Raw genomic sequence first — 12,955 nt, 5'->3', positions numbered from 1 at the left:
GCCTACCACGCACGCCCGTCTGCCGCGGCAGAGCACGCACGCCGCACGTCCCTTGCGAACTGGCGTGCCGCGTCGAGCGCTTTCTGGCCGTCCGCATCCGCTGAAACACGCATCGCAAGGTCCTCCTTGCTCACCTGACCAGTGAGCCCGTGGTCGGCGATGCATTCAGGGTCGCCACACTGCGCCGGCGCGAACTCAGCGCGGGCGCTACCCGACCACGAAAGCGAGAACGTGAGCTCCCGCGGCGACTGCCCCGGCGTGTACTCAGCAGGCCGCGCAACAACACCCGAAAGCACCACGGTATGCAAACGCTGCAGAGGCACGGATTCGACGGAGAACGTCGCGATCGGCTGGCCATCAGCCGCGTACTGCGCGTCATCGATATGCAGAATGATGAGCTCCGCGTCAGTCAGCACCAAAACGATCGCATGCCGGTGAACCTCAACCGCCTCAACGTGCGTCTCAAGATGCAGATAATGACGACGCGGCACGGTGCCTTCGAGCTCCTCGTTGAGGATGTCCAAGGTCAGGTCCGGGTAGAACCCTGCGCGTTCGAGCTCAAGACGCAACGCGTACGCTGCCGACGGTGTAGAGGAAGTTTCAGACATAGCGTCCAGTCTAGTGCCGGGCTAGAAAATTAGTGCCGGGCTAGAAAATTGGTGCCGGGCTGGGATTTGAGTGCCGGCTGGGAATGTAGTGCCGGGTTGGGAACCAAGTGCTGGGGCGCATCGGATGCGGCTGCCGCCGTGGCCCACGCGTGAATACGCCGCGGCTAGCGTTGCGGGATGCTCATGGAACGGCGAGCCGAGTCGGTGCGCTGATCCGGGTTCCCCACATAGATCGCCGCCGAGAGCACCGCGACGCCCTCTTCCATGACCTGGAGCGGGATGAACTCCATGCGTACAACCTCTGGATGCTGTTCTTTGAGCTCAGAGATGCGATGCAGAACGTCCTTGAGTGCTTCGGTATCGAAGTGTGGGAGGCCGTGATAGCCCGTGAGTTTCTGCGCCGTCTTGGGGCGCGAAACCATGTCTTCGAGGATCCCTGGCGAAAGTGGAGGTGTCGCGTGCGCCCAGTCGTCGAGCAAGTCCACGGCATCCCCGCTCAGGCCGAATGACACGACCGGGCCCATGAGCGGGTCCTCGATCGAAATCACGGTGCATGCCTGGCCGCGGTCCACCATCGGCTGGATATCAAGCCGCGTTTCACGCGTCACTGCCATATCTTCACGCATCTGCTCGATCGCCTGCCGCAGCTCCTCCTCGGAACCGATGCCGAGACGCACGCCGCCCATGTCCATGCGGTGACGCAAGTGCCCCGAGGCGACCTTCAACGCGACCGGATAGCCGTACTCGTTGGCGGCGGCAACGGCGTCCTCAACGTCCTCGAAGGTGGTCGACGGAACCACCGTCAAACCGTAGTGGCCCAGCAGTTCAGCGGTCTGCTCGTGCGAAAGCCGGCCCATGCCCGTGCCCTCGATGCCTTCAACGGCCTGCTCAACCAATGCACGGGCCGCCGCAACGTTGATGCCCTCCGGAGGCTCCGGGACACCCCAGTCACGTTGCTGCCACGCCGCGTATTCCGCGCCGTGCCCCAGCGCTCGGAACATCGTGGACAACGTCGCGAAAACCGTGACGCGCCCACCACGGTCAGTACCCGGGGTCTCCGCGCCAGAAACACCCACGAGGCACGCAACCACAGGCTTCTCCGTCGCCCCAAGGCGCTCCGCGACCTGCTCAGCAAGCACCTCGTGGTCAACGCCAACAGCGGGAAGCAACACGACAGCGACGGCATCCGCCTCATCGTTCTCCAGGGCCTTCGTGACCGCGTCCGTCACGGTCGCGGCAGGATCCTCAGTCCCCGCCAGCAGCAGGGAGGCATCCGTACTCACAGCTTCGAGGCCATTCTGGCCGGCCAGATCAGCGGCTGTCATCGCAAGGGCCGAGGAATTAGAAACCAACGCAACCTTAGGGCCCTGCGGAACCCCCGCCGTCGAAAACAACAGCGCCGTGTCCATAAGCTCATCCTGCGTCGAAACACGCACCACGCCCGCCTGACGCAACATCGCATCCACCACGCCAACCGGCGCACCCAACTGACGCACAGCATGCCCCGGAGGAAGAACCAAGCCCATCGTCTCCGACTTCGCGACAATCACCGGCTTCGAAGCCGAAAGACGGCGAGCCAAGCGCGTGAACTTACGCGGATTACCGAAGCTCTCGAGGTACATAGCGACCACGCTCGTGGCCTCGTCGTCTTCCCAGTACTGCATCAGGTCGTTACCCGAAACATCCGCACGGTTACCGGAGTTGACCCATGAAGAAATACCGACGCCGCGACGCTGCGCCGCCGCTTCAAGCATGATTCCCGACGCCGCGGAATGGCTGAACAAGCCGACGCCACCGGCCGGAGAGGTTACCGCAGAAACAGAGGCGTGCAGGCGCACATCGGCCGCGTTATTGCCGTAACCGAGCGATGCCGGGCCGATGACACGCATACCGTAATTGCGGGCCACCTGAACCAGCTGACGCTGAATCTCGAAGGCCTCCGGCGTGTCGAAGCCAGAGGAAATCACCACAAGACCGCGAGCGTTCACGACCGCGGCGTCATCCGCTGTCTTCATCACATCGGCCGGCCGCTGTACCGCAACCACCACATCGACCGATGCGTCCACCTCACGCAGCGATGCAACACAGCCCGAAGCCTCGGCTTCCTCCGCGCTGAGCTTCGCAAGATAGGGGTCAACGCAATGCAGAGTTCCAGTGAAACCAGCGGCACGGATGTTCTTAACCACGGCACCTGCCACCGAGCCTGGCTTGTTGATCGCACCCACCACGGCCACCGATTCAGCCCGCATCAACGCATCCAGCGACAACGCCTCAGCGCGGTGTTCGCGTGCCTCCATGACCTCACGCGAACGATCCGTTGGGTCAATCGGGAACTCAACCATCACAACGCCGTCTTCAAAACGACGCGAAACATCGAAGCCAGCCTGCTGGAATACCGTGAGCATCGCGCGGTTCTCAGGCAAAACCTCGGCCGTGAAACGCTCAATGCCCAGCTCCCGGCCCGCAGTCACGAGGTGCTCAAGCAGAATCGAGCCCAAGCCCCGGCCGTGGAAGTCGTCGCGGATATTGAACGCGACCTCGGCCTCCGCATCGCTGCCGCCAAACTTTCCACCGAGCCGATCAAAACGGCCAATGCCCACAATCTCGTTGCGCCGCTCCACCACGAGGCACACGCGGTTCTGGTGATCGACTTCCGTGAAGTTCCGCAGCTCTTTATCCGTGAGCTTCGACTTATACGTGAAGTACCGCAAATAGATCGAACGTTCCGACTGCTGCGAGTGCATTTTCTGCAGGCCGTCGGCATCCGCAGGCGTCACCGGACGCACGTGAGCGGTCGAGCCATCGCGGAGCACCACATCGGCTTCCCAATGCGATGGATACGTCGACGGAGTGTCAGATCCCGGATTCTGCGCTAAGGAGGCCATAAAGTGAATATAGCGCGATCATCTGAATGTTGGGTGAAGGTTTCCTCTTGATATGGGGCCGCACCTCATGCTTCAAGATTGCGGGCAGGTATTCGAGACAAGAAACGTTGAGTGAAGGGCAGCATGGCGACCTCGTCGAAAGGTTCCAAGGGCACAGCGGGTTCCAAGGGCACAGCAGTTGCTAAGGCACCGGTGGCTTGGGAGGACGTTGAGGAACACATCATCGATGTGGATGTCACCAGTGAGATGGAGGCGTCCTTCCTCGAGTACGCGTATTCGGTGATTTATTCGCGTGCGTTGCCGGATGCGCGTGATGGTCTCAAGCCGGTTCAGCGCCGCATTCTGTACATGATGCGGCAGATGGGGCTCGCACCGAATAAGGGGCACGTCAAGAGTGCGCGTGTGACCGGTGAGGTCATGGGTAAGCTGCACCCGCACGGTGACGCCGCGATTTACGATGCGATGGTGCGCATGGCGCAGTCGTTCTCGTTGCGTTTGCCGCTGGTTGATGGGCACGGCAACTTCGGTTCGCTCGATGACGGCCCTGCGGCGGCGCGTTATACGGAGGCGCGGCTCGCTGATTCTGCGATTGATATGACGGATGACCTCGATGAGGACGTCGTCGATTTTGTTCCGAACTACGATTCGCGGCTTCTGCAGCCTGAGGTTTTGCCGGCCGCGTTCCCGAACCTTTTGGTCAACGGTTCGTCGGGTATTGCGGTGGGTATGGCGACCAACATCGCCCCGCACAACCCGGATGAGGTGATCGCGGGTGCTCGGCATTTGATCGAGAACCCGGATGCGTCCCTCAAGGACATCATGAAGTTCATCCCTGGCCCTGACCTGCCATCTGGTGGCACCATCGTGGGCTTGGATGGCGTGAAGCAGGCCTATGAGACGGGTCGTGGCGTGTTCCGTACGCGCGCCAAGGTTGAGCTTGAGAAGGTGACCGCGCGCAAGCAGGCGTTGGTGGTCACGGAGCTCCCGTATGGTGTGGGGCCCGAGAAGGTTATCGAGAAGATCAAGGACGCCGCGGACGCGAAGAAGCTCACGGGCGTATCCGATGTTGTTGATCTGACGGACCGCCACCACGGTTTGCGCCTGGTGATTGAACTTAAGACTGGCTTCAATCCGAACGCTGTGCTTGCGGCTTTGTATAAGCACACGCCGATGGAGGACTCTTTCGGCATCAATAATGTCGCTTTGGTGGATGGCCGGCCGCAGCAGCTCGGTTTGTTGGAGATGCTGCAGGTGTATGTGGACCACCGTTTGGATGTGGTTCGCCGCCGTACGCAGTTCCGTCACGGTAAGCGCAAGGATCGTCTGCACCTGGTTGAGGGTTTGCTGATTGCGATCCTCGATATCGATGAGGTCATCCGGATTGTGCGGGACTCTGAGGACACGGCCACGGCGCGGGCCGCGTTGCGTGAGCGGTTCTCGCTTTCTGAGCCGCAGGCTGATCACATCCTTGAGCTACGACTGCGTCAGTTGACCAAGTTCTCGCAAGTTGAGCTTGAGGCAGAGAAGAAGAACCTCGAAGAGGAGATCGCATACCTCGAGGGGATCCTGGGCTCGGATGCGAAGCTGCGCGAACTGGTTTCGAGTGAGCTTGCCGAGGTTGCTGAGCGGCACCACTCCCCTCGTCGCACGGTTTTGATGGCTAAGCCGAAGGACGTCCCGCTGGCCGGCACTGTGATGCCTGAGCCGGATGCGGGCGCGGGTTCGGCGAAGAAGCCGCTGTCGATGCAGGTCGCTGACACCGAATGCTTCGTTGTGCTGTCCGCGACGGGCAAGCTGGTGCGCACGCACGGCCGGGACGAGGTTTTGGGTGACCGGCGTTCCCGCCACGACGTGATCGCCTCGATCGTTCCGACGACGGCGCGAGGCCACATCGGTTTGCTCACGAACACGGGCCGCATGGCGCGCATTAGCGTGGTCGAGATTCCACAGGTTCTGCCGGGTTCGAACGGTGTTCCGCTGGGCGACGGCGTCGCGGCGACCGAATTTATGCCGGTCGAGCGCCGCGAGCGGATCATCGCCGCGGTTCCACTGGACGAGGTATTCGCTGTGGGTACGGCCCAGGGCGTTGTGAAGCGCGTGAACCCGGATTATCCTGTCACGACCGATGAGTGGCCTGCCATCACGCTGAAGGCCGGCGATGAGGTGGTTGGCGCCGCCACATGCCCTGACTCTGCGGAGCTTGTGTTTGTTTCGCGTGAGGCTCAGCTGTTGCGTTTCGGCGCAGATAAGGTGCGTCCTCAGGGCCGCACGGGCGGCGGTGTTGCTGGCATCAAGTTGGGTGCGAAGGACTCGGTCGTGTTCTTCGGTGTTGTCTTGAATGAGGCCGATGCGGTGGCTGTCACGATCGCGGACGGCCCCGAGCCTCTCCCGGGCGCTGAGGGCGGTTCCGCGAAGGTCACCCCGCTGGCTGAGTTCCCTGCGAAGGGCCGCGGCACGATGGGTGTCCGCGCGCATCGTTTCTTGAAGGGCGAGGATCACCTCGTGGCCGCGTGGGTTGGTGCGGGTCCGGCTCGTGGCGCATCGAAGGGCGGCATGGCCCGTGCGCTGCCGCTCGAATACGGCCGCCGCGACGGCTCCGGCGTCCCGCTGACGCAGGCCGTCGAGATCATGGGCCCTGTGAGTTCCGTTGCGGCTCTCAGGCCAGCCGACGATGCGGTTGCGGCTAGCGCTGAAACCGCGGCTGGCACCGCAGCGGCTGACACTGAGGCGGCTGAGACTGAGGCGGCAGATCCTGCGACGCCTGCCAAGACAGCGGCATCGAAACAGGCTGCTCCGAAGCAACCAGCAAAGCCCGCGTCGCAGCGTGCGACCCCTCCTCAGCGCCGTGCGCCGGTCCAGCCAGAGATGGATTCGTTGCCGTTCGATGACGACGCGGTCTCGATCGAGCCCGGCAACCGGGTCGACCTTCGAGGCAACGACAAAAAGTAGCGCATCCACGTTGAAACGACTCTGGGGCCTGCCAGCACTCACGTGTTGGCAGGCCCCAGAACTATGTGTGTTCGCTAGAGCCGCGTGATGCTGTCGGCTTGGGCCGCTAGCTCCTGGTCGTGTGTCACCAGTACCAAGGCGACGTCCTGGGCGCCCGAACGGACGTCGTCGATGAGGTCTTGGCCCTCATCCGCACCGAGGTGCGCGGTTGGTTCGTCGAGGATGATCGCACGTGCCCCTGCGAGCAGCGTACGTGCCACCGCGAGCCGCTGCCGCTGACCGCCAGACATGAACCTGCCGCCAGCGCCCGTGCGAGTGTCCAGGCCCTCCGGCAGCTGAGCCGCCCACGGTCCTAGGCCGACGCGATCCAGCGCGGCATACATTTCCTCTTCCGTCACCGGGTTGTTCTTGTCGCGGCCGAGTGCGAGGTTACCCCGAACCGTGGAATCGAATACGTACCCGTCCTGAGGGCACCACGCGAGGCCCGCCAAAGCCGCCGCGGAATCGCTCCCTGGGGAGCCAGCCGCCGCATCGGGCGCTGTGGCCACGGTGACCCACGTGCCATCCGCACGCACCTGGACCGACCCCTCGCGCGGGGCGAGGAAGCCGAGCATCACAGCGATCATCGTTGACTTACCGGAACCGGACGGCCCCGTGACCGCCCACATCTCGCCCTGCTCGACCTCGCCGCTGACCGGCCCGAACACCGTCGGGTCCTCCGGCGCGTACGCCGCGCTCAACTCGCGCACGCGCACACCGTCGACCTGCAACGGCGCGGCATCGGATGGCGCTTCCTCACCGTCGAGCGGCTCAACCTCAATTTCAGAGACCGAGCGGTTCTCCAGATACGGTGCAACGGAGGCGAGCATCGAGCTCAAAACCGGGACCTGCCGCAACGCGTCAGCGAGCTGGCCGAGCGGCTCATCGACGGCGAGGAGCAGCAGAACCGCAAGCGCGAGCAGACGCGGATCAACGCCAGCCGCAGCACCGACAACCAGCGCGGCAAGCGCGGCGACCCCGCCAAGGATCGATGCGAGGCCCTCCCCCACACCGGACCCGAGCGCTTCGCGTCGTACAGCACGGCTGACCGCGCCGTCGCTGTTCCTAAACCACGCCACGTGGCGGGCTACCGCGTTGTGAGCCGCGATGTCCGGGGCGGCTCCCATGACGCGGCCGGTCTGTTCGGCGACCTGAACGCGATGCTCGGCCATGACGGCAGTAGCGCGCCGTTCCACGGCAAGCGTGATGAGCGGGGCAACCCCGAGCCCCAGCACCAGGAGCGCGATGAGCATCCAGCCGAGCGACGGAATGAAAATCCACGAAACCAGGCACGTCGCGAGCACAGCCGCGATCGCCGCAGGGATCGGCACGATGACGCGCGGCACGGTGTCGCGGACCTCATCGACCTCGGCGATCAATGTGCCCGCCGCGCCTCCTGGCCGGTTGAGCTTCTGCCAGCCCAGAATGTTGGAGCCCAGAGCGTCCCACACCGCTACACGCAGCCGCGACGCCCACGCGAGCACCGCATTATGGGTCACGTTGCGTTCCGCATAGCGGAGGGTCGATCGCGTAAGCCCGAAGAAGCGCACGCCCACGATCGCAACCATGAGGTACATCATCGGTGGCTGTTGGGACGCGTAGACGATGAGCCAGCCCGAGACCGCCGTGAGCGCTCCGCCCGAGAGCACAGACAAAGCACCAAGCGCCGCCGCACCCCACAGCGCCGCCTTACCCCACGGCAGAATCCGCCACGGAAGCTTACGGCGTGGGCGAGGGGCCCGATGTTCGTGTTCGCTGGCCTGTTCCGCTTCGTTTGGCTCCGGCTCAGCCTGCGCTGAATTGGCTTCGACAGCGGCGGTCCGGCTCTGATGGGTTGTGCTCGGTGTTGAACGGCTCGGATTGGAACGCAGCGGGAACACGGTGTCCGGGCGGGACGTCGTGTGAGCGGGTGCCTGCCCCCCGCCTTCCCACACGACGAACGCATCGCAGATCTCTGCCAGCTCGGGGTCGTGTGTAGCGATGACCACGATGCTGCCGGCGTCTACTTCTGCACGGATCAGTTCCCGCACGCGCTGAGCCGAAACCGGGTCAAGGTGGGCCGTCGGCTCATCCAAGATCAGCAGGCCCTCGGCGGCGGTTACACCTTCGTTTGCAGTGGCGCGCGCCGCCCGCAGGTTCGTCACGGCACGCATGATCGCGAGCCGACGCTTCTCCCCGGGTGAAAGCTCCGAGATCGGACGATCCCACGCTTCCTCCGGCAAAAGAGCCGCAACCTCCTCTGCGACCAAGAGCTTCCGAGGGTCTCCGGCATCCGCGGCCAAAGTCAGCTCAGCCCGCGGCGTCTCTTGCGAGAAGTTCGGGGCCTGAAACGCAACGCCACGCGGCCGCGACACCACCACATCGGGCACCACCACATCGGGCACCGCTGCATCGTGAGCCACCGCATCCTGCCCGGCGGAGTCCGTCGTGTCCGCCACCGAGAGACCCGCCACAGTTCCCTCGATGGTCGTTGCCGGTTGTGCATGCGCAACCCCAGCCAAAACTGCAAGCACTGACGACTTACCGCAACCAGAAGGCCCGGCCAGCGCAGTCACGGTGCCCGGCAGAGCCTCGAACGTCACCGGCCCCACCGATTCGCGCCCACCACCGCGAGTCACGTGGACGTCGGTCACCGCAACGCCCGCATCGGCCGTCCCAGGCACGCTCTGCAGACCGCGAGGCGCCTCGGCCGCAGCAGTATCAGCGGGATCTGCGTCGAGGATCGCGTTGACCCGCTTGAGCGCCGCAACTCCGTCTTCGGACGCGTGGAACCCCGCACCCACAGCGCGCAAAGCCAAGTAGGCCTCCGGTGCGAGCATCAACGCGATCAGGCCGTCCTCAAGGCTCAGCTGGCCCCACACGAGGCGCACACCGATGAACACCGCGACCAGGGCAACCGAGATCGTCGCGATCAGTTCGAGCGCGAACGAAGACATGAAAGCCGCCCGCAACGTCTTAGCCGTGCTGAGACGGTACTTCTCCGATACCTCGAACAACGCACGCCGCTGAGCATCAGCTCGCCGCAACCCCACCAGTACGGGCAGGCCGCGCGCGAGCTCGCTTAAATGGTGTGACAACCGGTCGAGGCCCTCTTGAGCCTCCTGGATGCGTTCCTCGGTGTGCCACCCGATAAGCGCCATGAACACCGGCACGAGCGGGATCGTCAACACGATGATGAGCGCGGAAACCCAGTCGGCCCACAGCACACGCGCGAGCACAGCGAGCGGAATCACCGCAGTTGAGACGAGGGCGGGCAGGTAGTCGCGGAAGAACGCGTCGAGACCGTCTAGGCCGCGCGAAGCGACGACGGTCGCTGAAGACTCGCTGTGCGTTGCCGCTGGATCAGGACCGCTTGCTCCCGCATTACTCAGATGATGCTCGACAAGCCGCGCACGCAGTGACTCTTTGACATCCACTGCCGCGCGCACGGCGATGACGCGGGAAGCCCACGTCGCGACCGCGCGGAGGATAGCGCCACCGACGCCGTAAAGCAGAAGGCTCGTGCTGTCGAGTTGCTGGCCTGCGGCCACCTGCGCGATGCCCGCCGCGAGTGCGGACATCAACGCGATCAACCCAACGGCACGAGCCGCTGCTACGGCCCCGAGCGCCAGAAGAGCACCGCGAGAGGTACCTTGAGGCAATTCAGGGCGCAAGAATCACACCACGCTCGTCACAAAGTGCTGAGGCGGAATGTGGTGCGCCGAGATGCGCTTGCGGAACACCCAGTAGGTGTAGCTCTGGTACGCGAGCGTGATCGGAACACCAATCGCTGCGACGATCGACATGATCAAAAGCGTGTTCTCAGTGGATGATGCGTTGTAGATCGTGAGGTTGAATGCCGAATCGATCGTGGATGGCAAGACGTTCGGGAACATGCTGCCGAAGATCGCCGCAACACCCGTTACCAACGTCAGGCCAAGCGCGATGAAGGTCCAGCCTTCGCGACGCTTGAGCGCAAAATAGGTTGCGGCGAGTGCAGCCAGAACCGCGAGCACCAGCGGAGCCCAAGCCCACGCGGTACCGGTACCGATCACAACAACAACTGCCCATGCAGCCACAGGGATCAGAGCCCATGGGAGCATGCGTGCAAGGCGCTCTTCTGCACGGCGGCGGATATCGCCGTCCGTCTTGAGTGCAACGAAGGTCAAGCCGTGGACGTAGGAGAACAGCACCACTGCGATACCGCCGAGCACGGCGTACCAGTTGAGCCATACGAATGCGTGGCCCACGCGGTTGCCCTGAGCGTCGAGCGGCAGACCGGTCGAGGTCAGCGCGAGCATCGCACCAACACAGAACGCTGCGAGGAACGAGCCTCCAGCCATGCACCAGTCCCAGAAGGCCCGGCCGCTGGCCGAGTTCGTCTTACCGCGGTACTCAATCGAGACACCGCGCAGAATCAGCGCGAGCAACGCCAGCGTCAGAGGCAGGTAAAGGCCGGAGAACAGTGCTGCGTACCAGTTCGGGAACGCCGCGAAGGTCGCACCACCAGCAGTGAGCAGCCACACTTCGTTACCGTCCCAGACTGGGCCGATCGTGTTGAGCATGACGCGGCGGTCGCGCTCGTTCTTAGCGAAGGACTTGAAGAGCATGCCGACGCCGAGGTCGAAGCCTTCAAGGAACAGGTAACCGATCCATAGGACCGCAATCAGGATGAACCAGAGAGTTGGTAAAAATTCCATGGTGTTTATTCCTCAGTGTCCTAGTGATCAGTACGCGAACGCGAGGACGTCGTCGTCGGCGTTGCGCTTCGATGCGTCGCCGTTGCCATCGTGCTCGTCGTCATGCGGATCGTAGTTGTGGTCGTTTTCCGGCATCGCGGACGGTGTGCCGCCGCGTGCGTAACGGAACAGGAACACACATTCAACGACCGCGAGCACACCGTAGACGGCGGTCAGCAGGATCGTCGATGTCAAGAGCTCGCCCCCGCTTACACCTGGCGACAGCGCGGCGGCGGTGAACATGAACACACCATCGTTGCCGTCTGGAGCTGGCGCTACGACGAACGGCTGGCGACCCATCTCGGTGAAGATCCAGCCCGCGCTGTTAGCTGCGAACGGAGCACCGATGGACAGCACAGCCAGGCGCGAGAGCCACTTGTTGTCCGGAACCGTACCCTTGCGGCCGATAAACAGGCCAATCGCAGCGGCGAGTGCGGCGAGACCACCAAAGGTGATCATGAGGCGGAAGCCCCAGTAGGTCACTGCCATGATCGGTTGGTAGTCGATCTCGGTGCCCGCGTACTTGCCGTACATCGGGTCATCCGGCAGGTGGGTTCCGTACTTTTCCTGGTATTCAGGGATCAACGTGTTGACGCCCTTGACCGGGGTATCGAAGTTGTCGTGTGCCAGGAAGGACAGCAGGCCAGGGATTTCGAGGGTCGTGGTGACGTCGTCACACGTGGTCTTGCCGCCGGAACGCAGGTCGCCGAAGGACAGCACGGAGAAGCCGGTGCCGTCGTGGCATGCGGCTTCCGCGGAAGCCATCTTCATTGGCTGCTGGTAGATCATGAGCTGGGCTTGAGCGTGGCCGGAGAACGCGACACCCAGAAACGCAACGAGAGCGACCCAGCCGCCGAGGCGGAAGGAACCGCGCCATACCTTGTAGTCGGTCTTATCGCGGCCAGCACCCTTGGCAGGGTCTTCACCAACCACGACGTAGCCCTTGGCATCCACGGTGTCGATGCCGTCGCGGCGGCGACGGTAGAGGTGGAACCACGAGATACCGAGCAGGAAGCCACCGGCGACCGCGAGCGAACCGAAGATCGTGTGGATCAGGGTCACGATGGCGGTGTTGTTCGTGAAGACCGCGAGAGGGTCCGTCATGACTGCTCGGCCATCGATCAGCTCAACACCAACCGGGTGCTGCATGAAGGAGTTAGCGACGAGGATGAAGTAAGCGGACAGCCACGTGGCGAGTGCCGCGATCCAGATGGTCGCGAGGTGGAAGCCCTTTGGCAAACGCTTCCAACCGAAGATCCACAAGCCAAGAAACGTGGATTCAACGAAGAACGCCAGCAAGGCCTCCATGGCGAGAGGTGCACCGAATACGTCACCCACGAACTTGGAGTATTCGCTCCACGCCATACCGAACTGGAATTCCTGAACGATACCGGTGACGACACCCATGATGAAGTTAATGAGGAACAGCTTGCCCCAGAACTTCGTGGAACGCAGGTACTGTTCCTTGCCCGTCTTGTACCAGAGGGTCTGAAGTGTTGCGACCAGAACACCCAGACCAATGGTCAACGGAACCATCAAGAAGTGATAAACGGTGGTGATACCGAATTGCCAGCGGCCGATCAAGACCGGGTCTAATACTGGGTCCATAGCGGAGCCCGTCCTCTCGCATGAAGGTGCGGTTTAACTAATAGAAAAACCTGTTCATCCAGACACTTCCACGCTAATGACCACAGTCGATTTCTACAAGTTGTAGAACCACAGCCAGCGAGTCGCGCCGGATGCACTATTAATAGGT

General features: G+C 63.1%; 6 protein-coding genes. 1 reads left to right on the top strand and 5 read right to left on the bottom strand.

The window, feature by feature from the left end; genetic code table 11:
* Nucleotides 1-2: 2 nt before the first annotated feature.
* Nucleotides 3-608, bottom strand: coding sequence for a DUF5998 family protein (locus tag CAY35_RS03460; protein ID WP_109303337.1), 606 nt, complete (start codon nucleotides 606-608; stop codon nucleotides 3-5).
* Between the two features lie 164 nt (nucleotides 609-772).
* Nucleotides 773-3,493, bottom strand: a complete 2,721-nt coding sequence (locus CAY35_RS03455; RefSeq protein ID WP_109303336.1) for a bifunctional acetate--CoA ligase family protein/GNAT family N-acetyltransferase — start codon at nucleotides 3,491-3,493, stop codon at nucleotides 773-775.
* Nucleotides 3,494-3,739: 246 nt separating this feature from the next.
* On the opposite strand from CAY35_RS03455, the gene CAY35_RS03450 reads away from it, so the two are divergent.
* Entirely contained in the window at nucleotides 3,740-6,442 is a 2,703-nt protein-coding gene (locus CAY35_RS03450; protein WP_258265614.1) for a DNA gyrase/topoisomerase IV subunit A, read from the top strand.
* Nucleotides 6,443-6,516: 74 nt separating this feature from the next.
* Here CAY35_RS03450 and cydC read toward each other — a convergent pair whose 3' ends face one another.
* Genes cydC through CAY35_RS03435 form a run of 3 tightly spaced genes read right to left on the bottom strand, consistent with a single transcriptional unit; the run spans nucleotide 6,517 to nucleotide 12,807 of the window.
* Nucleotides 6,517-10,134 carry a thiol reductant ABC exporter subunit CydC gene (gene cydC, locus CAY35_RS03445; RefSeq protein ID WP_146191908.1) on the bottom strand — a complete coding sequence of 1,206 codons (3,618 nt, stop codon included), beginning with the start codon at nucleotides 10,132-10,134 and terminating at the stop codon, nucleotides 6,517-6,519.
* Between the two features lie 3 nt (nucleotides 10,135-10,137).
* A complete protein-coding gene (gene cydB, locus CAY35_RS03440) occupies nucleotides 10,138-11,160 on the bottom strand; it encodes a cytochrome d ubiquinol oxidase subunit II (RefSeq protein WP_109303333.1) in 1,023 nt (340 codons plus the stop codon).
* Between the two features lie 27 nt (nucleotides 11,161-11,187).
* A complete protein-coding gene (locus tag CAY35_RS03435; RefSeq protein WP_109303332.1) occupies nucleotides 11,188-12,807 on the bottom strand; it encodes a cytochrome ubiquinol oxidase subunit I in 1,620 nt (539 codons plus the stop codon).
* Nucleotides 12,808-12,955: the final 148 nt, after the last annotated feature.

This window comes from Pseudoglutamicibacter cumminsii (genome assembly GCF_003143995.1).
Lineage (GTDB): Bacteria > Actinomycetota > Actinomycetes > Actinomycetales > Micrococcaceae > Pseudoglutamicibacter > Pseudoglutamicibacter cumminsii_B.
This window is presented reverse-complemented; position numbering and strand designations above follow the sequence as displayed.